Source organism: Novosphingobium clariflavum (assembly GCF_026420865.1).
GTDB lineage: Bacteria > Pseudomonadota > Alphaproteobacteria > Sphingomonadales > Sphingomonadaceae > Novosphingobium > Novosphingobium clariflavum.
The window spans coordinates 176160-199254 of the sequence record NZ_JAPCWC010000003.1 but is presented as its reverse complement, the minus strand read 5'-3'; the positions used below and the strand labels follow the sequence as shown (position 1 = coordinate 199254).

Genomic DNA, 23095 nt, shown 5'->3' with positions numbered 1-23095 from the left:
GAAGGAGCGCGCCTCATTCCATACCGGGGCGATGAAGGCAAATCCGCGCCGGCTCGCAGCCGTCCCGTCATTCTCCCGCAAACTTGTCGCAGGCGCCCCGCTGACCGCGCTGGCCGTGCTGGCCGCCTGCGTCCCCGCCCCGCCGCAAGTGCCGCCCTCCGTGCCGCGCCCGTCTCCCACCCAGCAACCGCAACCACCCGCGCCGCCGCCCGCCAACTGGCAGGACGCCCCGCAGACCCCGGGAGACTGGTGGATGACCGGACCCGGCACAGCAGCGTTTGCAGATGGCCTCGTCACGCTGCGCTGCAACCGGCAGGCCGGCACCGTAACCCTCGCCCTCCCCCGCGCCGGCGGCGCCAGCTCGCCCGCGCTGGTGGTGCGCACTTCGGACACCGCCCGCACGCTGCCCGCATCGGCCAGCGCGACCGGCCTGTCGGTGGACATCCCGGCACGGGATCCCCTGCTTGACGCGATGGCTTTCAGCAAGGGCCGCTTCGCCCTCGAAGCGCCCGGCACCGCGACACTTTATGTACCGAGTTGGACCGAGGTTACGCGCGTCGTCCAGGACTGCCGCTAACGTGCACTCGTGAACGGGACTCGGCGGACCCGCAAAAACGCGATCCAGAGCCCGTTCATGAGGCAAAAATACAGCAATTTCAGGAACTTTCAGGCCGCACTTGGCTGCCCCGGGAATCGAGCTTTTGCGTGGCTCGAAGGCTGGGGATAACTGGCCCGAAGCCTCGATAATGACCGCAAAAAAATCGAATTCAAGACTTGTTGTGCGCTGCGGAATCGGAGACACATTTGGACAGGGCCGAGGGACCCTGGGAAACGCGCCCGGAAGCACCCCGAAGCCCAGCCGCTTTAACCAGCGGCGCCCTATGGCTCAAACAGCGCGAAAGGAGGTGATCCGATGTCTCATGGTTCAGCAGAGAGGTCGGCTTTTTCCGTCGCGAGGCATTATCGCTGAATTGAATTCGCGATAAAGGCTTTCGCTGGCGGCACTTCCGGCCGCTGACCATGCGAAGGGCCGCACCGGGCTACCGGGGCGGCCCTTCTCATTTTGGGCTTCCGTGGTTTTCGCACTGGGCCTTCTTTCACGCACGGCTTTCTTTCGCACTCGGCTTTCTTTCGCACTCGACTGGCATTCGCATGCGAATGCGCGAATTTCGCACTGGCCCTCGCTGGAAACCGGGCGCAAGAGCATGCTGCCGCAGCCTTGGCCGAGTCCCGGGTTATCCCGCCCTCAGCGCCGTGCTAAAGCTATAACGTTGAGTATCAAAATTACTTTGCGGTTGCGCTGCGCGTAATTTTCATTCAGAGGCACCCGCAACCTTAGTTTAGAGGATTTCGTTCGATGGCGACGCTCGCCGATGCCGGCCTGACTTTCAGCACCCTGCCCCACCCCGCACCGACCAGCGCCGAAACGCGCGAAGCGATTCTCGCCAACCCCGGCTTCGGCACCAATTTCTCCGACCACATGGTCGTGGTCGAATGGACCGAAGGCAAGGGTTGGCACGATGCCGTGGTAGGCCCGCGTCAGCCGATCGCGCTCGATCCCGCTGCTGCCGTTCTGCACTATGCCCAGGAAATCTTCGAGGGCCTGAAGGCCTACAAGCAGGCCGACGGTTCGATCGCGCTGTTCCGCCCCGAAGCCAATGCCGCACGCTTCAACAAGTCGGCAGAGCGCCTCGCCATGCCCGAACTGCCCGAAGCGCTGTTCATCGAGGCGATCGAACGTCTGGTCCAGGCAGATCGGGACTGGATCCCGGCAGCCGAAGGCGCGTCGCTCTATCTGCGCCCGTTCATGATCGCCACCGAGGCCTTCCTCGGCGTGCGTCCGGCCAAGAGCTACAAGTTCATCGTCATCGCCAGCCCAGCCGGCAACTATTTCAAGTCCGGCGCGCCTGCCGTTTCGATCTGGGTGTCGGACTACACCCGCGCTGCCCCCGGCGGCACCGGTGCGGCCAAGTGCGGCGGCAACTATGCCGCCAGCCTGGTACCGCAGGCCGAGGCGATCTCGCGAGGACATGACCAGGTCGTCTTCCTTGACGCAGCCGAGCACAAGTGGATCGAGGAACTGGGGGGCATGAACCTCTACTTCGTGTTCGAGGACGGCACTCTCCTGACCCCCGCGCTCACCGGCACGATCCTGCCCGGCATCACCCGCGACAGCCTGCTGCAGCTCGCCCGCGAGGAAGGCCTCAAGGTCGAAGAAGGCAAGTACAGCCTCGATCAATGGCGTGAAGACGCTACCTCGGGCAAGCTGGTGGAGACGTTCGCTTGCGGCACCGCCGCGGTGGTCACGCCGGTCGGCAAGGTTTCGGGCCGCGACGGCGCCTTCACCATCGGCACGGGCGGCCCCGGCCAGCTTACCGCCAAGCTCAAGAACCGCCTGGTCTCGATCCAGCGCGGCGAAACCCCCGACACGCACGGCTGGATCCACAAGATCGCCTGACCCGATCGGGGCAAATCAACAAGAAAGGGGCGATCGCTACGGCGACCGCCCCTTTCTTTTTCCCCGCGCCGGACGCGCCGGACGCTCTTAGGTCGTAAACCCATAAGCAGCACCATCGAGGCGCCCAAATCGCGAACAGATCAGGCCGAAGTTGCCGCCAAGCGGGCTGGTGCCGTCCTCAAGATGCCCTCACATGTCGACAATGCCGCTCTGCTGCAGGATCGCCATATGGGTGCGGGTCAGACGCTCAACCGTCTCGTCGATGGACACGTCCGGGCGGACACTGTTGCGATAGATACGCGGCCCCAGCATCGCCCATGCCAGCAGGAACGTGGCAAAGACTTGCCCGTCCATGCCTTCATTTCGCGGGTCCGTCGTGAAATGCCGTTCAAAGCCCGCCGCCATCGCATCGAATGCCGGATAGCGGTCGGCGATCCGTCCGGGAGACAGGAACTCCTCCGTCCACAGCGCGACCACATCCGGATTCTCGAGCACGAAACGCGTGATGTAGCGCGCGCGCTCTTCGGCGGATTGCGACGACGCGAAGGCCCTGCCCAGTTGCTCGGCCGACCACTCGCGCACTTCCTCGATCAGAGCCTCACGGCTCGCGAAGTGATAATAGATCGTTGTCCGGTTCACCCCCGCCACGCGCGCCACTTCCGAAAGCGAAAGTGCTTCCAGCCCCTTTTCAGACACCAGACGCACTGCAGTTTCGATCAAGGCAAGATGTGTTTCCTCAAATCCCTTGTTCCGGCGGCGTACCGCATGCCCATCAATCGATGCTCCGCGGCGTTTTTCAATCGTTTGAACCATGCTCTCCCAGAATGCTCCCGCCGCCTGAACGCTGTCAACGATTGCAGGCGCCCCAAGTTCCCATACTTTCGTCTAGTTTTTCGTGCACATTGCTGATTTCACTTTGGGATTATCATCCGGATGGCGCCCCCGGCACCGATGCTCGACATCGTGAAAAACGACATGCGAACATGGGTTGCCGCCTCCCTGCGGGCTACCTACCTCCCCTGTTCCTCACAGCCACGAAAGCCCCTCTCCATGAGCACATCTTCCTATACGCCGCCCAAAGTCTGGACCTGGGACAAGGACAATGGCGGTGAATGGGCCAAGACCAACCGCCCCGTCTCCGGTGCGACGCACGAAGCCGCATTGCCGCGCGGGCAACATGCGCTGCAGCTTCACTCGCTGGGCACGCCGAATGGCCAGAAGGTCACGATCATGCTCGAGGAACTGCTCGCAGCGGGCGTTGCAGAAGCGGAATACGATGCCTGGCTGATCGACATCGGCAAAGGCGACCAGTTCGGCTCCGGCTTCGTGGCGATCAACCCGAACTCGAAGATCCCCGCCCTGGTCGACTATTCGGGCGACGAACCCGTCCGCGTGTTCGAATCCGGCGCGATCCTGTTCTACCTTGCCGAAAAGTTCGGAAAGTTCCTGCCTGCGACCCAGCCCGCCCGTACGGAATGCATGTCGTGGCTGATGTGGCAGATGGGCACGGCACCGATGATCGGCGGCGGTTTCGGCCATTTCTACGCTTATGCGCCTGAAAAGTACGAATACCCGATCAACCGCTACGCCATGGAGACCAAGCGCATCCTCGATGTGGCCGACAAGCGCCTCGCGGCTTCGCGCTACCTTGCCGGGGACGAATACACGATCGCCGACATCGCCTGCTACGGCTGGTTTGGCGGCTTCCTGCGCGGCGACGCCTATGGTGACGCGGCGACGTTCCTCGAGGTGCCGAGTTACACCAATCTCGTGCGCTGGGGGAATGAACTCGCCGCCCGCAAAGGCATCCAGCGCGGCCGCATCGTCAACCGCAACGGCGAAGGCTTCGTGCGCGAACGCCACTCAGCCGCCGACATCGACGCCGTGCTGGCCGGATAAGCACAGGCGCGCGCGGACTTCGCCTCACCACGGGGCGTCGTCCGCGTACCGGTGCCGTAATCGGTGATGAAAGGAACCCTGCCGGAAAAGCTCTATGTCAGGGAGAGCCTGGCTGGGGCGGCAGGATTCGAACCTGCGAATGCCGGTACCAAAAACCGGTGCCTTACCACTTGGCGACGCCCCAGCAGGGACTGCGCGCTTAGCGGGTTCGTTTGGTCCTGAAAAGGGGCTTCGGCAGAAGTTTTCCGCAGGAGATATGCTCCCGCGCCGCAACACGCCCCGCCGAGGCCGCAGGCATCGTGCATCCCGAGCGGCCAGGGCGCCCGTAAGACGCCGCAAACAAGACCTGCCCCCAGTGCCGGGCATGTCCGGCGCCAGGCGCAAGTTTCAGCGCATTTGGCGATTCGACGAGTGCCGATTTCAGTTTCCGCCAGCGGTCGTGCGCAAAACGCAACGTTTTTATCCTCCGGCCGTCGCCCATCGCAAAGGGCCTCAAAATCCAATAGCATGCTGCATAAATCGCAACAAAAATCGAACTTGTTGCATTTGCGGAAACTGCGATACAGCGCCAAATGGACCTCAGATGTTGCACTGCAACACGACCTTCAGATTGAGGTATCCATGTTTTCTCTGCTTTCGCTCTATTTCGCTGCACGCCGCGACGTCGTTCTTGCTGAACGCTACATGCCCGCCCTTGCCGACAAGGCCGAAGCCGTTGACGCCCAGCCCGTCGCGACCGAAACCGAAGTCGCCGCACCTGTCGAAAAGCTGCCTCTCGCGGCCTGATCGGACCCGAAGTCCGATCCGGCTGCTGCAAGGCAGCCCGATCCGTCCGCCTTGGGCTTCCTCGCGCAGGGCCACGAGGTCGAGCCTCAATGTCAGGCCGGCGGTCGGATCCTGAACTCCCGGATTACCGGTCCAGCCGATCGCCCGGCAGGTCCGCCAAACGATACGCCAGCCCTTGTCCACGCGCATCCAGGCGTCGTCGTAATGGCCGCTGCCGTCCCATACGGGCGAATTGCCGGCCGCGCAGCGCATGAGCCGCCAGGGGGCGCCACGGGCCGTACGTCATCGAAACGGCACGATCACCTTCGCAGCGGACCAGGTGGTTGCCATAAAATGCCCCACAAAATGCTGCACCGCATCAAATGATGCATGAAATGCACTGAACGCGGCCTAAACGGCACCCGGTTCGCTCCAGCACGAACCCGTAAAGATCGAGCCGTTCGGCGATGGCCCCACGGTCCGCCATGAACCCTGCCGCTTGGAGCGTTTTCCAATCAGGTGAGGTCACGCGATCACGCAGGAAACGCGCAAAACCAAAATCTTATGGCAATTGCTCCGACGCGATCGGAGTGGACACCGCGCTAATGCGGCAGCGACACCGTGGCAGAGCCCTTGAGGATCGTCGCCCCGTCCTGCGTTGTCATCCGGGTTTCGACGGTGACCACCGGCATGCCGAACTCGCTGGTTTCCTGCTTGTCGGTCACGGCTGCGTCCACGTATGTCACGTCGCCTTCGAAGGCCGGGCTGCGGAACTGGGTCTTCGAGTGCCAGATGTATCCCTCGTGCCCCGCCCAGTAGGCCACCGTATCGAGGTGCCAGGCATTCATCGACGAGCCGTAGCCATAAGCACCGCCCATGCCGACCTTTTCGGCCTTCTCGGGATTGATGTGGCCGGAACTGGGGCCATGGAACAAGCCGTCGCCCTGCCGGGGATCGATCTTGCGCGCTTCGAAATCGTAAGCCATGTCGCCGCCGAAACCGGCGTCTTCCTGTGCAGGATCGTGAATGCCCTCGGGCGCGTTCCAGCGCCAGGTGCCCCAGATGTTCTGCCGGTGCGCACGGCATTCCAGTGCGAAGGTCACCCGGCTGTGCGGCCCGATCACGCGGCGCGGCAGCGTATCGCCGACCTTGATGGCGCTCCAGCGCGGCGAGATCCCATCCCGGCCTGACTTGATCCACTCCAGCCGGACCCTGGCCACTTCGTCCAGTTCCGCCCTGGTCCAGAGCTTCGGGCTGCGCCCCTCCTTGTCGTAGACCTTGCGCTTGTTGGCCTCCTCGACGAGGTAACGGATCGAGGTTGCCCGCTCCTTGGCGACCAAGGCGCCATGCTGGTTGCGGTGCACGGTATCGCCATCGGCAAACATCGTCGGTCCGGCAAAGCCGGTATCGGCGATCCGATAGCCGGCGAATGTCCGTTCCTGCGTCAACTTGTCGCCAGGGCGGACGGGATTGCCGTAGAACCACCATTCCTCCCCCGCAAAGATCAGGTGCGATCCTGGCACCTTGCCGACGCAGGACGGATGGCAGCCGTGGCCATAGTCCATCGCCACGGTGAAGCTCTGCGGCGCGACGATGCCACCGAACTTGCTGGAGCGCGCGAAATTCTCATCCCAATGCAGGGGGTTGGCATAGTCCATCGCCTGCACCCAGCGGCGGATGTCGGTGGCGTTGCAAGGGTCCCAGAACTCCGCGAAGATAACCGGCTTGCCCACCCACTTGTCGACGTCGCTGGTATCCAGCACCGCATCCCCTTCGGCCATGTCACTCTCTCCGCATGCCTGTTTGCCTGACGGTCTTCCACTGCCGCGCCCGGCTCGCCTGTCCGAAGGTGCAGCCTGATCGGCAATCGGCGCAAGCGCGCTGGAGCGATACTTGCAGGCCCTGCGCATTCCTGCCGCGCGAGGCCTGGCCAAGTTGCGCTAGCGCTGGGTCAAACAACGAATCGCGGGAGATGACGTCGCCATGAAGATCGACAACACGCTGGCCGCCGTGGTCACCGGCGGCGCCTCGGGGCTCGGCCGGGCCAGCGCCAAGGCACTGGCCGATGCGGGCGTGAAGGTCGCCGTGTTCGACATCAGCGAGGAGGCGGGCGAGGCGTTCGCCGCGGAAATCGGCGGCGTGTTCTGCAAGGTGAACATCCTCGACGAGGACAGTGTCGAAGCCGGTTTTGCCAAGGCCCGCGCCGCGCACGGGCAGGAGCGCCTGGTGGTCCATTGCGCCGTGGTCGCAGGCGGCGGCAAGACCGTCTCGTTCGACAAGACCACCGGCGGCTACAAGCGCATGGCGACCGAGCAGATCGCCAGGACCGCCGAGGGCGTGTTCACTGCCACCTACCGCGTTGCCTCGATCGCAGCTCTCGGCATGGCAGGCACCGATCCCGTCAGCGATGACGGCGAGCGAGGCTGCATCATCTTCACCTCATCGGCGGCATCCCAGGACGGGCAGATCGGCCAGGTCGCCTATGGCGGCGGCAAGGGCGCGGTAAACGCCATGGTGCTGCCGATGGCGCGCGACCTCATGGATCTGGGAATCCGCGTCAACGCCATCCTGCCCGGCACTTTCGCCACGCCGCCGATGCTGCGCGTGAAGGAAATGAACGAGGCGGTCTACGAAGGACTTGGCAAGGCCGTGCCCTTCCCCAAGCGGCTCGGCAACCCGGACGAGTTCGCCTCGCTGGTGCTAGAACTGACGCGCAACACCTATTTCAACGCCCAGTGCATCCGCCTCGATGGCGGCATCCGCATGCCGCCGAAATAGACGCTCGCCTTCGCGGCGAAGGATACCGCCGGCGCAATTCCTCCTGTTCCCCCAACACACGCCTTGACTCTCGAACGCTGCGAGGGCCAAGCGGCGGCGATGCGACGTCCCGCCGTCAATGCCTTCAAAGCCCTGGTCGTCCGCCAGCGACGGCGCATGCGCGAAAGCGAACTGGCGTTCATCCTGCTCGCGCTGGCCGCGGGCATCGCCGCCGGATGGCTGACCAACCTGCAGGGCTTTCTGGCCCACGGCATCCAGCAAATCCTCTACGGCGTCACCGGCAACCGTCTCAGCGCGATCGGTGAGATCCGTCATCCCTGGCGGTTGCTGGCGCTGCCGCTGGGCGGCCTCGTGCTGATCGGCATCGCCCATCTGCTGCGCCGCCGTCGCCGCGCCCCGATCGACGTCGTCGAGGCCAATGCTCTGCACAGTGGGCGCATTCCGTTCATCGACAACCTGATCATCTCCATCCAGACCATCGTTTCCAACGGCGCCGGTGCCTCGGTCGGGCTGGAAGCGGCCTATGCGCAGATGGGCGGCGGCGTGGCCTCGGTGCTGGGCCAGTGGTTCAAGCTGCGCCGGTCGGACATGCGCACGCTGGTCGGTGCGGGCGCGGGCGCAGCGGTGGGCGCTGCCTTCGGCGCTCCGCTGGCAGGGGCGTTCTACGCTTTCGAGATCGTGATCGGCACTTACACTCCCGCTGCCATTGCCCCGGTCATCGCCGCAGCACTGGGCGCCGCATTCATCACCCGCCAACTGGGTGTCGAGCCCTACCTGATCGCCGCCTCCAGCACGCGGCCACTGACGACACCGGACTATTTCATATACGCGCTGCTGGGCATCTGCTGCGCGCTGGTCGGCATCCTGGTGATGCGACTGGTGACGTTCACCGAAATCCACGTCCAGAAACTCACCCGCATCGCCAGGTGGCGCCCGCTGATCGGCGGGCTGCTGCTGATGCCGCTGGCGTGGATTTCACCGCAGTCGCTGTCCGCCGGACACGGGGCCATGCACCTCAATCTGGCCATGCAGCCGGCGATCCAGTTCCTGCTGATGGTGCTGGCGGTGAAGATCATGTCTTCGGTCATATCCCTCAGCTTCGGTTTTCGCGGCGGACTGTTCTTCGCCTCGCTGTTCCTCGGCTCGCTGGTCGGGCTGATCTTTGCCCAAGCCGTGGCGCTGCTGCCATTCGGCATCGAACTCGACCCCACCCAGTCCGCACTGGTCGGCATGGCGGGTGTCGCCGTCTCCATCGTCGGCGGACCGATGACACTGGCCCTGCTGATCCTCGAGACCACGCACGACTTCGCGCTGATGGGTGTTGTGCTGACCGCCGCGCTCGTCTCCAGCGCCTTCACACGCGAGACTTTCGGCTATTCGTTCTCCACCTGGCGGCTGCACATTCGCGGCTCGATCATCCGCTCCCCGCGCGACATCGGCTGGATGCTGAGCCTCACCGCCGGGCGGATCATGCGCACCGACTGGGTTTCGGTGCCCGCCACCCTGCCCCTCGCCGAGTTCCGCGCGCGGGTGCCGCTAGGATCGACCAGCAAGGCGATCCTGCTCGACGCAGCCGAACGCTATGCCGGTATCGTCACCACCGCGTCCGCCTGGAACCCCAACCTCGATCCCGAGACCGAAGTGGGCACACTGGCAACGCTGGCCGACACGTCCCTCGCCCCCGCGACCGACATCCGAGCGATGATCAAGGCGTTCGACATTGCCGTGGCCGACGAACTGGCGGTGGTGGACGGCGTCGGCAAAGTCGTTGGCGTCGTTACCGAGCGCCATGCAAGGCGGCGCTATTTCGAGGAAATCGAGGCGTCCCAGCGCGAGCTCTTCGGCGAGAGCTGAGACAGGTTCTTCGCCCGGGCGATACCTGCGGCCCTACCCTTCCCCGCCCCCGCGCTTCCAGACTACCTAGCGATCACTAGGTAACGGGAGAAAGCCCATGCGCACCCGCATGAACCGCGAGGACCGGCGCACCGCGATCCTCGATGCCGCGATCGCGGTGATCGGCGAGCGCGGCTTTCACGGGTTCTCGATCCGCGAACTGGCGCTGCGCTGCGCGATGACCGACGCCGGGCTGCTCCACCACTTCGGCTCCAAGACCGACCTGCTGCTGGCGGTGCTCGACCGCCGCGACATGCAGGACGAGCACGCCATCGCCGCCCTCCTGCCCCATGGCGCTGCGCCGCGCAGCCGCGCGCAAGTGCTGCAGGTGCTGGCCGCCATCGTCGCGCGGAATGCGCAGCACCCCGAACTGGTGCGCCTCTATGCGATGCTGCGGGTGGAGGCGCTCGCCGCCGACCACCCCGCCCACGCCTATTTTGTCACCCGCGACCGGATGGCTCGCCGTCGCTTCGCCGAACTGCTCAACCTGCCCGGCGAAGCGCCGGACCGCCTCGCGCGGCAGGTGCTGTCGGCGATGGACGGGCTGGAACTGCAATGGCTGCAGGAGGAGCGCGGCTTCGACCTCGTGGCAACATGGAACGAAACCGCCGAGCGGCTGATCCCGTAAACCGGCGCAAACTGGGAGAGAGTGATGGATCGCAGAACGATGTTGGCCTCCGGTCTGGCGGCCGGAGCACTGGCCTCGCAATCAGGCAAGGCGATGGCGGCGACGGCAAGAAGCTTCCCCAAAGGCTTCCGCTGGGGCACCGCCAGCGCCGCGCATCAGGTGGAGGGCAACAATACGCTGAGCGACCTCTGGCTGGTCGAGCAGGTGAAACCGACGATGTTCATGGAGCCATCGGGCGATGCCAACAACTCCTTCGAACTTTGGCCGCGCGACCTCGATCTGGTGAAAGCCCTGGGGCTCGACACCTATCGCTTCTCGATCGAATGGGCCCGGATCGAGCCGCGTCCAGGCGTGTTCTCCACCGCCATGCTCGACCACTACGCCCGGATCATCGATGGCTGCCATGCGCGCGGGCTGACGCCGATGGTGACGTTCAACCACTTCACCCTGCCGCGCTGGTTCGCGGCGCAGGGCGGATGGACGCAGAAGGAGGCGGCGGACCTTTTCGCGCGGTATTGCGACAAAGCGGCGCGCCGCCTGGCGGCGGGCATGGGCTATGCCACCACGCTCAACGAGCCGAACATGATCCACCTCGTCGACAAGGGCCTGCCGCCGCAGATGGCCGGCATGGTAAAGGCGATGAACCAGGCGGCGGGCGCGGCCTGCGGAGCCAGCAACTTCAAGAACGGCATGCTGCCCGAGCATGACGATATTCCGCTGCTGGAAGCCAACATGCTGGCCGCGCACAAGGAAGGCCGCGCCGCGATCAAGGCGGCGCGCGGCGACCTGCCGGTGGGGGTCAGCCTGACGATGAGCGACGATCAGGCCGTCGGCGCAAATTCCCAGCGCGACGCGATCCGCAAGCAATTCTACGGGCCATGGCTGGAATTGGCCAAGCAGGACGACTTCATCGGCGTGCAGAACTATGCGCGGGCGATCTGGAATGCGCAGGGTCAGGTCCAGCCCCCCGCCGATGTGCCGCGCAGCCAGATGGGCGTGGAAATTTACCCCGCCTCGCTGGCCGGTGCCGTGCGTTACGCGCATGAAGCCACCGGGCGGCCGGTGATGGTGACCGAGCACGGCATCGGCATCGAGGACGACGCAGTGCGCGCGAAGTTCATTCCCGAAGCGCTTGCCGGGCTGCAGCAGGCGATTGCCGATGGCGTCCCGGTGCTGGGCTATGTCCACTGGACGCTTGCGGACAACTTCGAATGGGTGTTCGGCTTCAAGCACAAGTACGGATTGTGCTCCGTCGACCGTACGACGTTCGCCCGCACCCCCAAGCCGAGCGCGGCCGTGCTGGGTGCGATTGCCAAGCGCAACGCGGTTTAAGTCACCGTAAAACCGCCATCCACGGCCAGGACCTGATTGGTCACCCGCCGCGCCATCGGGGCCGCGAAATAGAGGACGGCCGAGGCGATGTCCTCGGCCGTGCAATGGCCCAGCGGCGGGGTGCGGTTGCCCGGCCCGACCGGCGGCGGTCCTTCGGCATGGATCGCGCCGGGCGTGCCGACGCCGCCCGGCAGCACGGTGTTGACGGTGATCCCGTGCACCGCAAGTTCGAAGGCGGCACTGGTGGTGAGCGCCGCGAGCGCGCCCTTGCTGGCCATGTAGGCCGCCAGCCCCTGCACGAACTGGCCGATCAGCCCGCTCGAGGCGCAATTGACCACGCGCCCACCCTCGCCGCCCTCGATCATGGCGCGGGCCACCTCGCGGATCATCAGGAACGGCGCGCGGGCGTTGATCGCCTCGATCCGCTGCCAATGTGCGGCGGTGCCGTCGAGCAGCATTTCGCGGTGCTGGAGCCCGGCGTTGTTGACCAGCAACCACGGCGTGCCATGGCGCCGAACAGCCTCTGCACAGGTGGAGACGATGGACGCCTCATCGGCGAGGTCCACCATGACCGCGTCCACCGCATTGCCCGCCTCGACTTGCGCCCACGCACCGGCTTCGTCCCGGTCGAGCACGACCACCCGCGCCCCGGTGGATGTCAGCACCGCGCAGATGCCTGCGCCGATGCCGCTGGCACCGCCGGTCACAAGCGCGAGGCGCCCGGAAAGGTCGAAAGGTCCGCTCATGATCGTCTCCCGGCGTCGACCGGGAGACGATCTGAAAGCCGTCAGTTCCCGGCGATGGGCAGCCACACCGCGCTGGCCGCATCGCCGCCATACTGCACGGTCTCGGTGGCCTTCACATAGTCCTTGGGCATCGCCTCCATGATGGAAGGCACCCAGGACTGCGGGTTGCGGTCATAGAGCGGGAACAGGCTGGACTGCACCTGCACCATGATCTTATGCCCCGGCAGGAACACGTGGTCGACGTTCGGCAGCGACCACTGGAAGGTATAGCCCTTGCCCGGCTCCAGCGGCTGCGGCTTGTCGAACCCATGGACGTAGCGGCCACGGAATATCTCGATGCCGACGCCCAGTTCATATCCCGCCAGTTCCGGATTGGCCGAGTTTTCCTGCGGATAGACGTCGATCAGCTTGACCACATAGTCGCTGTCCTGCCCGGTGGTGCTGGCGTGCAATTCCACCTTGGGCGCGCCCATGATGTGCACCGGCTTGTCGAGCACGCCGGTGGTGTAGCTGAGCACGTCCGGCCGGCCATCGACGAAGCGCTGGTCGTGAACGAGCCAGGTCTTCCACTCCTCGCCCTGCATGTGCACCGGGCGCGGCAGCATCGGCACGGGCTTGGCCGGGTCGGACACGTAGCTGTCGCTACCCGCTGCCGGCTTCGACCACGAGAGGCCGTAATTGCCCGCAAGGTAAAGCGGCGTGTAGCTCCCGGCCGGCCACTTCTGCGAGACTTCCCAGCCGCCCTTGATGCCGTCCATCGTGCCGACCAGACCGGTCGCGTAAGTCAGCACCGGCGGCGTGTCGCACTTCGGCGCATTGGTCTTGAGGTGGCAATCGAGGAACGGCTTCATGTAATTACGGCGGAACTGGCCGCCGGTATCACCTTCCCACTTCAGCGGGCCCAGCTCGCGCGCCTCGTAATTCACCTGGGAGTGGCGCCAGGGGCCGATCACCAGCGAAACCATATCGTTATTGGTGTCCTGCGGCTCCAGCGCCTTGTAAACCGCCGGGGCGCCGTAGCTGTCTTCCTGATCCCACTGGCCCACCACCAACATCGTCGGCACGGTCAGCTTGCGCGCGGCCAGCAGCTTGTCCACCGCCTGCCCCTGCCACCAGGCATCATAGCTGGGATGCTCCAGCACCTTGCGCACCACCGGCAGGTCCAGCAGCCCATAGGCCTTTGCATACTGCATCGCCGAACCGGCATCGAGATAGGCCTGATATTCGTCGCCCGTGCCCTTGGGCACCGAACCGCCGCCCTTCTTCACGGTCTGCGAGAGATCGTAGTCGAAGCCGAACATGCGGAAGGCGCCGTTGTGGAACCAATCGTCGCCCATCCAGCCGTCGACCATCGGACTCTGCGGCACCGAGGCCTTGAGCGCCGGATGCGGATCGACCAGTGCCATCAGCGAAGTGAAGCCGAGGTAGGACGACCCGGTGATGCCCACCTTGCCGTTGCTTTCCTTCACGTTCTTCACCAGCCAGTCGATGGTGTCATACGTGTCAGTGGCGTGATCGACCTTGGTGGGGTTCAGCGCCCCTCGCAGCGGGCGATTCATTACGTAGTCGCCTTCGGACCCATCCAGCCCGCGCACGTCCTGATAGACGCGGATATAGCCGTCGTTCACGAAGTCCGCGTCCATGACCGGGAGGATTTCCTCGATCTTCTGGCTGCGGTTGCGGCTGCTCATCTTGCCTGCGTTGTAGGGCGTGCGGCTGAGCAGGATCGGGCCGTCATGGGTGCCCTTGCGCATCACGATGACGGTGAACAGCTTCTTGCCGTCGCGCATCGGGATCATCACCTCGCGGCGGATATAGTCGGCCTGCGGGCGCACCCAGTCATACGAGGCAACCTGCTCGTTCATCATGGTGTCGGTTTTGGCGGCCGAATCCTGCGCGGAAAGCTGCGAGGCGGCGGCGAGAGCCAGCGGCGCGGCGGCGACACTGACGGCGATGCGAAGGCTGCGGGCCCGAAGGTTTCTTGTCATGGAAGCGATTGGTGACGCGTGCATTTGACGCGGTCAAGCGTGAACACCGCCGTTATCGTGGACGGCGCAGGTCTGCCCGAAAGCCGCCACGATCGCTCGTTATCCGCCGCAAGTGGCGGCCAAACGTATTATTTTCGTAAAGTCAGCCCATGAGTCAGGCAACCGACAGGAAAGACACGCTTTGCCCCTCTGCATGAAGGATGCCGATTCGCCCCGCTCCACCTGCGCGCCTGCCCGCGTCTTCGCGCGCACCGTGCCGCTCGCACTGGCCTGCCTGCTCTGCACGGCCGCTCCGGCGCTCGCCGATCCGGCGCCCTTCGAACTGACCGGCCCCGACCTCAGGATCACCGTGACGCGGGGCCAGCAGAGCCTGCCGATCGCACAAGTACCCAGCCTTGCCGAAGGCGACAGGATCTCCGTCCACGCCGCACTGCCCGAGGATCAGGGCCTCAAGTTCCTGCTCGTCTCCGCGTTCCTGCGGGGCGCCACCAATCCCCCGCCCAAGAACTGGATCGCCATCGCGGACACCTGGAAGAGCAAGGAAAAAGACAAGGCGCTCGCTCTCACCGTGCCCAAGGGCGCGCGGCAGATGGTCGTGCTGATGGTACCCGATACCAACGGCGCGGAAGGCGCGCTGGTCGATGCGGTGCGCGGCAAGCCGGGCGAATTCGTGCGCGCCAGTCAGGACCTCAACCAGGCCTCGCTCGACCATTCGCGCCTCACCTCGTTCATGGGCGCGATCCAGGCGCAGGACAATACCGGGCCGGAATACCTTCGCGCGGTAGCCCCGGTGCTGGCCCGCAGCCTTTCGATCAAGCTCAACGAGGACTGCCTCTCCAAGGTCATCGAGATGCAGGCCTCCTGCCTCCTGGAGAACAAGGAATCGCTCGTCCTCAACGACGTCCATTCCAGTTCCCTGGCCGATACGCTGACCGGTACGCCCACCGACCTTGCCCTGCAATTGAGCGCCACGCCCGAGGCGGGCGCGGGCTATTACAGCGCCTATATCGGCGTCGCCCGCGACATTGCCCGCATCTTCGGCGCCTTCAACAACCCGCAGTTCGGCTACCTGCCCACGCTCTCGGTTCGCAGGGACGAGACGATGTCGCTGCTGCTCAATGCCGCGCCTTCGTTCCAGAAGCCCAAGTCGGTCATGGTCACCGCCCTTCCCGCGATCGAGGCGGATATTCCCCCGCAACTGCGCAGCACCGCCAAGGCGCCGATCTGCGTCGCCCGTCCCGGCGCCCTCCTGCCCGTCGAGGGGGCGCCGCTGGTGTTCTCCACCGCCTTCGCGCACGACATGAAGGTGAAGCTCACCAATGCCTCGGGCCAGACCATCGACGTGCCGGTGACGCCGCGCGCCGACAAGGGCGGCTACGTCATCACCGGCGAAGCACTGCCCAGCGCTTTCACCGGTTCGATGCGCGCGCAGCTTCACGGTCTCTGGGGCTTCGCGCCGTTCGAGGGGCCGGAGTTCCTGCTCCAGCGGCCGGACGGCAATGCCTGGAAAGTGACCGGCGATGCCGATGGGCTGGTCGTCGGGCGCGACAACGAGGTCGTGCTCGAAGGCGCGGCCCCGTCCTGCGTCGAGGACGTGACGATGCAGCAAAGAAACGGCGGCCCCAAAGCGCTCGAATGGAAAGTGCGCGACGGCAACCGGCTTGCCTTCACGGTGCCGCTTGCCAAGGCCGCGCCCGGTGAAGTGCGTGTGGAACTGCGCTATCAGGGTGCCAAGGGGCCCGAAACGCTGAGCCTTCGCGCCCGCGCCGAAGCCAGCCGCATCGACGGTTTCGAGCTCCATGCCGGAGACACCGAAGGCGAACTGACCGGGCAGCGGCTCGATCAGGTGCAATCGCTGACGCTCGGCGAGATCGCGTTCAAGCCTGACGGCCTGACGCGCGAGGGAACCGTGGACCGTCTGCGCCTTGTCGCCCAGGGCGCCGCAAAAGCACCTGACGCGGGAACGGCCGACAAGGCCGTCATCGCACTGGCCGACGGGCGCAATCTTTCGCTGCCGATCCGCATCGCCGGTCCGCGCCCCCAGGCGGAACTGATCGGTCGCACCGTCTACCCCGGCCCATCCGCGCCTGGTGCGCGCACACTGGAACTCGGTTCCGGCGACTTACTGCCAGACAACGGCGAACTGGTCTTCTCCATCAAGGCCGCCCAGGGCGATCATTTCGGCGCCGCCTCGACCATAGAGATCGCGACGAGCGGCGGCCCGGTCGCCGCCCGCCTGAGCAGCGGCAAGGGCCTGACACTGGAAAGCCAGCAAGTCATGGTCGCGCGCCTCAAGGCCAGCGACCTGCCCGCCGGAACCTTCGGCCCCCTGCGCTTCCGGCTGGTGGGCGACGGGACTGCGGGCGACTGGAAGCCGCTGGCAACGCTCGCCCGCTTGCCGCGCATCGAGAACCTTGCCTGCCCCGACAACAAGAACGACGCCCCGGCACCTTGCACCCTGTCGGGCCGCGACCTGTTCCTGATCGGCGCCGTCGCAGCCGACCGCGCGTTCGCTCAGCCGGTTACGGTTCCCCCCGGCTTCACCGGCGGCAGCCTGGCCGTGCCGCGCCCGGCCGACGGCAAACTTTACTTGCGCCTGCGCGACGCTCCGGAGGAGCCCGTGGCACTGTCCTGACACTGCAAAAACACTTGCGCGCGTGAAGCATGGAAGGCAGATCCGCCCTCCCCCCAATTGCTTCAAGCGGAATAAAAATGAAGAAATTACTGAATGTTATAACGGTCTTTGTCGTCGCCGGACTGGTGATGTTCGGAGGCCGTTGGTACATGTACGTTGCACAGGGACAGAGCCCTTACGACGAGGTCGGCATCGCCCTCAACGGCTATGCACCCGCCCCGCTGCGCAGTTGGGGTTGCCACAAGATGCAGACCCGATTCCCCGGCCAGCTCCCCCCTTACGGCTGTGCGACGCCGGACGGCCGCAACTGGCTCTGACCACATGAACGAACGGGCAGGAGAGCCATGGCTCCCCTGCCCGTGCATTTTTTACCGGACGCAAGCGGCGGATCAGGCCGCCTGCTTGTGTCGCTCGGTCGCTTCGAGATTGAGCAGATCCGCCAGTTCGAACGCGAGTTCGATCGACTGCGCACCGTTGAGACGCGGATCGCAGTGGGTGTGGTAGCGATCCTTCAGCGCCTCGTCGGTAATGGCGATGGCGCCGCCGGTGCATTCGGTGACGTCCTGACCGGTCATCTCGATGTGGATGCCGCCGGCATGGGTACCCTCGGCGCGGTGAACGGCAAAGAAACCACGTACTTCGGCGAGGATACGCTCGTAGGGACGGGTCTTGAAGCCGGTGTCGGTCTTGATGACATTGCCATGCATCGGGTCGCACGACCACACCACCGGATGACCTTCGGCCTTCACCGCACGCACCAGCTTGGGCAGCCCTGCTTCGACCTTGTCATGGCCGTAGCGGCTGATCAGCGTCATGCGGCCCGGTTCGCGGCCCGGGTTCAGCGTGTCGAGCATGCGCAGCAGCGCATCGGGCTCAAGGCTGGGACCGCACTTCATGCCGATCGGGTTGCCGACGCCGCGCAGATACTCGACGTGGGCCGAACCCTCGAAGCGGGTACGGTCACCGATCCACAGCATGTGGGCCGAACAGTCGTACCAGTCGCCGGTCAGCGAATCGCGGCGGGTCAGCGCCTGCTCATAGGGGAGCAGCAGCGCTTCATGGCTGGTGTAGAAGTCGGTGCCCTGAAGCTGCGGAACCGAGGTCGGGTCCACGCCGCAGGCGGCCATGAAATCCAGCGCCTCGCCGATGCGGTCGGCCATCTGCGCGAACTTCTCGCCCCAGGGGCTGCGGCCGATGTGTTCCATCGTCCACTGGTGGACCTGGCGCAGGTTCGCATAGCCGCCATGCGCGAAAGCGCGCAGCAGGTTCAGCGTGGCCGAGGACTGGGTGTAGGCGCGCAGCATGCGTTCCGGATCGTTGCGGCGCGCTTCGGCGTTGCCTTCGATGCCGTTGATGATGTCGCCGAAGTAGCTGGGCATCTCGACGCCATTCACCATCTCGGTCGGGGCCGAGCGCGGCTTGGCGAACTGTCCCGCCATGCGACCCAGCTTCACCACCGGCTGCTTGCTGGCGAAGGTCAGCACGACCGCCATCTGCAGCAGCACGCGGAAGGAATCGCGGATGTTGTCGGCGCTGAATTCGGCGAAGCTTTCCGCGCAGTCCCCGCCCTGAAGCAGGAAACCGCGACCGGCGGCGACTTCGGCGAGATCCGCCTTCAGAGCACGCGCCTCGCCCGCAAAGACCAGCGGCGGAAACTTCGCAAGCGTGGCCTCGACCTCGCCCAGCTTCTCCGCATCGCCATAAACCGGAAGGTGGCGGGCTTCCTTAGCCTTCCAGCTTTCCGGGGTCCAATTGCTAGCCACGTCATGTACTCCTGGCTGTTCCTTCGCCTTCACTCCCCGCGCCACATGCACAGGGCCAAACCGGCAAGAACCGCAAACAAGGGGCGCCCCATAGCCGCTCCAAGCAATTTTTGCAAAGCCGCTTTAGCCGATCAGCGTGATCGATTGCGCCACAGCATCGGGGCGATGGGAAAGATTGTTGCAAACTGAAAGTCTGTGATGGAGTTTTCAGGGTGTTGAGGCGGGTCTGACCACAAGCGTTTCCCATCCATCGTACTCGACCCCGGCGCGATCTGCCGCTTCGACGAGGCTTGGCGTGATAGACCGGAACTCAGCCAGATCGACGGCCATGTTCCGGGACAACACCACGCCTGCCGGGTCCTTCAAGGCATGGTCGACAATGAAACCCTTGGGCTTCAGATAGGCCGCGAGAGAGGCAATGCCCTGCTTGTCTCCGTAGAACCAGAAATCGGTCTTGCGCGGTACATGCCCATCGTCGCCCTGTTGCTGCAAACTGGCGATGACGGATTGATCGCCATTCAGTTGACGCTCCAATGCCGTCGGCGTGATCAGCGCAATCAGCGATTGGCGGTCCGCCACCGCAGAAACGTCGCAAGAAAAGCCTGGAACGGGCATGCCGAGAACAATGGCGTCCAAGTCGATGGGCGCACGGTGCGCGTAGAAGGCGCGACGCTGGCCGTCACCAGTCACACTGGCGACATGCACCCCGCCTGCGTCTAGCAGCGCGCGCTCACCAGCCAGTCGGTCTTCCAACGCATAGAGGCTATCCGTGCCTCGCGGCATGCCATTGTCGTTCATGTTGCCGGCGTCGGCACGACAGCTTACCGCGGTGACCAGCCCTTCGCGCAGCAGTTTCTCACCCTCTGCATCGCCTGTACGCGCCAAGACAACCAACGGGAGGCCATTTACCCCCGTCCGTTCATAGATAACCCATGCCTCGCCCGTGCCGGCGCCCGTACCGGCATTCTCGGCCTCGGCCTGCGCAGCCTGCGGCACTGCCAAGGCTCCCACCAACAGGGATACAACCTTCCTGAACATGCGAGCCCCCGCCCAAATAAAAAATATAACAATAGCCGCCCACCGATGGCGGGCGGCTATTCAAATTGGCGCCGTCCCCTGCTGACAGACGGCCACGCGTTCAGCGCTTGGCCACCGTGCCGGAGCTTTTGCCTTCCGGCATCACCTCAAGCCGCCAGGACTTTTCCTTGCCGAGATAGCGCGAGGCCAGTTGCTGCATCTGCTGCGGCGTCACCAGCGTGTAGTCGTTGAGGATCGTGCCGATCGTGCCGATGCGCGAGGGGTCGTAGGTCGCCCCCTCGAGCTGGCTCATGAAGAACGAAGTGCTCGATGCGGCGCGCGTCACCTGCTGGCGCAGCGGTTCGGTCACCAGCGACAGTTCCTCGGCCGTCGGCGGATTGGCGATCAGGTTCTCGGCGATCTCGTCGGCGGTCTGGAAGAACACCGTGACCGACTTGGGGTCGAGCTGCGCCACCGCCGTGATCGAGCCGCCGGTGGTCATGTCCACCGGCCACTGCGAAAAGACGTAAGGCGAATAGGCCACGCCCAGTTTCTCGCGCATGGCATCGAGCAGGCGGTTGGTGAAGAGCTGGGTCAGCACCTCGAGCTGGCGCGATTCGCGAATGCCCATGGCGCCGCCGCCGGTCGGCCACGAGATCACCGCCGCCGCCTGATCGGGATCGCCGTGGTGGTGCAGCACCACCGGCACGTCGGACGGCTTGGGCACCGTAACTTCGGCAACCTTGGCGATCGGTGCCGGCACGCGCGGCTTGAGCGCGCCGAAGGTCTTCTCCAGCGCGGCGATGGCGGCCGTCTTGTCGAAGTCGCCATAGATCTGCACTTCGACCGGACCGCTCGCCAGCGCCTTGCCCCATACCGCCTTGAAGCCCTTGGCCGTCGTCGCCTCGATCTGTGCGGGGGTCGCCGTGCCGAAACGGGGATCCTTGCCGCGCTGATAGAACGTCAAGTCGCGGTTGAGCACGCCCTGCGGCGAAGTGGCGAAGGTATCGTACTGGATCTTGGCCGCCGCCTTGGCGCGCAGGAAGGGACTGGGATCCCAGCGCGGCAGGTCGAGCTTGGCGGCAAAGAGATAGAGCTGGTCAGCCAGATCCTGCGGGCGGGTTTCCGCCGTGAAGACGAACGAGGCGTCCTGCACGTCGAAGTCGAAGCCCATCTTGCGACCGGTGGAGATCCGGTCGAGATCCTCCTGCCCCAGCGTCGCCAGACCGGAGCCCACCAGCGCATAATTCGCAAGGCCGAGATAGGGTGCATCCTTGGCCGCCATCGCGCGGGTGCCGCCGCCGAAACGCACCTTCACGGTGACGCGGCCGGGCTCTTCCTGCACTGGCCAGAGCAGGACCTTGACGCCATTGGCAAAGTTGAGTTGCTCGATGTCCAGCAAGCCCGTGGGCTGGTCGGACACCGCTTTCTGCGGCTTGCCGATGGCAGGCAAAGTATCGAACGAGACTTGCGGCGCATTGCTCGCCGAACGGGTCGAGGCATCGGGCGTGATCGGCGCCATCAGCGCCTGGCGCAGCGCCTCGTCGGTGACGCCGCCGGCCTTCTGGGTGCTGAACAGCGCACGGGTGACCGTGCCGCTGAAGAGCTGACGGCTATGCTCCAGCACCTTGGCGGGCGTGAACATCGGCTTCGATTCGCGGAAGATGCGCAGCACGTCCTCCGGTCCCGCCACCGTCTCGCGGATGTCGAGCGCATTGACCAGGTCGTCTGCCAGCTTGGAGCCGGGCAGGATGCGGCGCTGCTCGACCGGGACCTGGAATCCGACGTCGAGTTCGGCCACTTCGCGGTCGATCTCCTCCTGCGTCGGCGGATTCTCGATGGCATCGGCGATCACCGCGCGCACATCGTGCAGCGCGGCCTTCCAGTCATCGCCCAGCGGTGTAATCGACACGAACGTGGCGTCCGCAGAACGCGAGACGTCCTCCTGGTTGACCGAAGCGGAGAGATAGCTGCCGCCCGCACGCGCCTTGGTCTCGAGGCGGCGGTTGATCACGGCCTGCGCGATCGCGTCGACCATCAGCCCCTGGTTGTAGGCGATGTTGTCGGTCACCTGCCGCCAGGGACGCAGCGTGGCATAGAGCAGCGAGGGCGGCAGGTCCGGCTCGACCAGCACGCGCGTCTCGCCCACCGGGTTGGCGGGATCGGCACCCGCAGGCGCGGCAGGATCACCGAAGCTCGGCGCCTTTGCCAGCGCTCCCGCCGCCTTCCAGCCGGCGAACCACTTCTTCACATAGCTTTCCAGCGTCGCCGGATCGGCATCACCGGCCACGATCACCGCGACGTTGTCGGGCCGGTACCAGCGCGAATAGAACGCGCGCACGGTGTCGGGCGTGGCGGCGGTCAGCGTCTCGACAGTGCCGATCGGCTCGCGCTGCGACAGCGGCTGGCCGGCGTAGATCACCTGCTGCATCGCCTGCTGCACCCGCTTGGCAGCTCCCCCACGCTCGCGCATTTCGGCCAGCACGATCGGCAGGTCCTGCTTGAGGTTCGAGGCCGAGAGCGCCGGCGCGGTGACCATGCCGCTCATCAGCTTGAACGTCTCGTCCAGCGAGGTCGGCGTGGCATTGGGCAGGTCGAGCTTGAACACGGTCTGCGTGGTCGAGGTCACCGCATTGGTATCGCTGCCGAAGGTCGCGCCGAGGCGTTGGAAGGCGGCGATTGCGGTGCCCTCGGGAATGTACTTCGATTCGCGGAACAGCATGTGTTCGAGCAGATGCGCGTAGCCACGCTCAGGATCGGTTTCGTAGAGCGAACCCGCATCGACGCGGATGCGGATCGAGACCTGGCCCGGCGGCACCCCGTTGCGGCGAACGGCATACTTGAGGCCATTCGACAGCTCGCCGAAGTGCCATTCCTTGTCATGGGGAATGTCGCTGCCCCGGTAGAGCCAGGGATCGGCGTCGCCGACCAGCGGCTCGTCCTCGCCGTTCTGCTTGACTACCACCGGAATACGCTGCTGCGCGGATTGCGATGCCCCCTTGCGGGAACGCTGCTTTCCGTCACCTTCCGACGCCTTGCGTGCAGGCTGCGCGCTTCCCGGCGCCGCGTCGTCCTTGACCGCATCGGCCTTGGATTCGGCCGAAGCCGATGCCAGGAAGGGCTGCGGGAGCGGTGCCAGGAGCAGCAGGGCGGCGAGCGAGCGGGCGGCGCGCGATTTGGTCGTCATCGCAAG

General features: G+C 65.2%; 17 protein-coding genes and 1 tRNA gene. 9 read left to right on the top strand and 9 right to left on the bottom strand.

The window, feature by feature from the left end; all coding sequences use genetic code 11:
- Positions 1-31: 31 nt before the first annotated feature.
- Together OKA11_RS05310 and OKA11_RS05305 are read left to right on the top strand one after the other, a co-directional pair.
- Positions 32-577, top strand: coding sequence for a hypothetical protein (locus tag OKA11_RS05310; protein WP_267219172.1), 546 nt, complete (start codon positions 32-34; stop codon positions 575-577).
- 780 nt (positions 578-1357) lie between these two features.
- A complete protein-coding gene (locus OKA11_RS05305; RefSeq protein WP_267219171.1) occupies positions 1358-2458 on the top strand; it encodes a branched-chain amino acid aminotransferase in 1101 nt (366 codons plus the stop codon).
- A gap of 189 nt (positions 2459-2647) precedes the next feature.
- Here OKA11_RS05305 and OKA11_RS05300 read toward each other — a convergent pair whose 3' ends face one another.
- A complete protein-coding gene (locus OKA11_RS05300; RefSeq protein WP_267219170.1) occupies positions 2648-3271 on the bottom strand; it encodes a TetR/AcrR family transcriptional regulator in 624 nt (207 codons plus the stop codon).
- Positions 3272-3508: 237 nt separating this feature from the next.
- On the opposite strand from OKA11_RS05300, the gene yghU reads away from it, so the two are divergent.
- Positions 3509-4357, top strand: coding sequence for a glutathione-dependent disulfide-bond oxidoreductase (gene yghU, locus OKA11_RS05295; protein ID WP_267219169.1), 849 nt, complete (start codon positions 3509-3511; stop codon positions 4355-4357).
- Between the two features lie 109 nt (positions 4358-4466).
- Here yghU and OKA11_RS05290 read toward each other — a convergent pair.
- From OKA11_RS05290 to OKA11_RS05280, 3 genes are all read right to left on the bottom strand, one after another.
- A tRNA-Gln gene (locus OKA11_RS05290) sits at positions 4467-4541 on the bottom strand.
- A gap of 395 nt (positions 4542-4936) precedes the next feature.
- Positions 4937-5395, bottom strand: a complete 459-nt coding sequence (locus tag OKA11_RS05285) for a hypothetical protein (protein ID WP_267219168.1) — start codon at positions 5393-5395, stop codon at positions 4937-4939.
- 329 nt (positions 5396-5724) lie between these two features.
- Entirely contained in the window at positions 5725-6903 is a 1179-nt protein-coding gene (locus tag OKA11_RS05280) for a MaoC family dehydratase (RefSeq protein WP_267219166.1), read from the bottom strand.
- Positions 6904-7105: 202 nt separating this feature from the next.
- Between OKA11_RS05280 and OKA11_RS05275 the strand changes: the two genes are divergently transcribed.
- The 4 genes from OKA11_RS05275 to OKA11_RS05260 all read left to right on the top strand — a co-directional run bounded on the left by OKA11_RS05275 (position 7106) and on the right by OKA11_RS05260 (position 11753).
- Positions 7106-7900: an SDR family NAD(P)-dependent oxidoreductase gene (locus OKA11_RS05275; protein ID WP_267219165.1), complete on the top strand. Its 795-nt coding sequence runs from the start codon at positions 7106-7108 to the stop codon at positions 7898-7900.
- A 99-nt stretch (positions 7901-7999) separates the two neighbouring features.
- Positions 8000-9754 (top strand): chloride channel protein, encoded by a 1755-nt coding sequence (locus tag OKA11_RS05270; protein ID WP_267219163.1) that lies wholly within the window; start codon positions 8000-8002, stop codon positions 9752-9754.
- Positions 9755-9851: 97 nt separating this feature from the next.
- Positions 9852-10421, top strand: coding sequence for a TetR/AcrR family transcriptional regulator (locus tag OKA11_RS05265; protein ID WP_267219162.1), 570 nt, complete (start codon positions 9852-9854; stop codon positions 10419-10421).
- Positions 10422-10442: 21 nt separating this feature from the next.
- On the top strand, positions 10443-11753 hold the full coding sequence (locus OKA11_RS05260) for a glycoside hydrolase family 1 protein (RefSeq protein WP_267219161.1): 1311 nt from the start codon (positions 10443-10445) through the stop codon (positions 11751-11753).
- On the opposite strand, the gene OKA11_RS05255 is transcribed toward OKA11_RS05260, so the two are convergent.
- Entirely contained in the window at positions 11750-12499 is a 750-nt protein-coding gene (locus OKA11_RS05255) for an SDR family NAD(P)-dependent oxidoreductase (RefSeq protein ID WP_267219159.1), read from the bottom strand. The genes OKA11_RS05260 and OKA11_RS05255 overlap by 4 nt on opposite strands.
- Before the next feature lie 41 nt (positions 12500-12540).
- The gene (locus OKA11_RS05250; RefSeq protein ID WP_379489362.1) at positions 12541-14487 is read right to left on the bottom strand and encodes a CocE/NonD family hydrolase; all 1947 of its coding nucleotides are present in this window, start codon (positions 14485-14487) and stop codon (positions 12541-12543) included.
- 193 nt (positions 14488-14680) lie between these two features.
- Between OKA11_RS05250 and OKA11_RS05245 the strand changes: the two genes are divergently transcribed.
- The gene (locus OKA11_RS05245) at positions 14681-17122 is read left to right on the top strand and encodes a hypothetical protein (protein ID WP_267219158.1); all 2442 of its coding nucleotides are present in this window, start codon (positions 14681-14683) and stop codon (positions 17120-17122) included.
- A gap of 77 nt (positions 17123-17199) precedes the next feature.
- Positions 17200-17439, top strand: coding sequence for a hypothetical protein (locus OKA11_RS05240; RefSeq protein ID WP_267219157.1), 240 nt, complete (start codon positions 17200-17202; stop codon positions 17437-17439).
- A gap of 72 nt (positions 17440-17511) precedes the next feature.
- Here the strand turns inward: OKA11_RS05240 and OKA11_RS05235 are convergent, their stop codons facing one another.
- From OKA11_RS05235 to OKA11_RS05225, 3 genes are all read right to left on the bottom strand, one after another.
- Positions 17512-18885, bottom strand: coding sequence for a class II 3-deoxy-7-phosphoheptulonate synthase (locus OKA11_RS05235; protein ID WP_267219156.1), 1374 nt, complete (start codon positions 18883-18885; stop codon positions 17512-17514).
- A gap of 207 nt (positions 18886-19092) precedes the next feature.
- Positions 19093-19923: a ribonuclease E inhibitor RraB gene (locus OKA11_RS05230; protein ID WP_267219155.1), complete on the bottom strand. Its 831-nt coding sequence runs from the start codon at positions 19921-19923 to the stop codon at positions 19093-19095.
- A gap of 100 nt (positions 19924-20023) precedes the next feature.
- Positions 20024-23089 carry a M16 family metallopeptidase gene (locus OKA11_RS05225; protein WP_267219154.1) on the bottom strand — a complete coding sequence of 1022 codons (3066 nt, stop codon included), beginning with the start codon at positions 23087-23089 and terminating at the stop codon, positions 20024-20026.
- Positions 23090-23095: the final 6 nt, after the last annotated feature.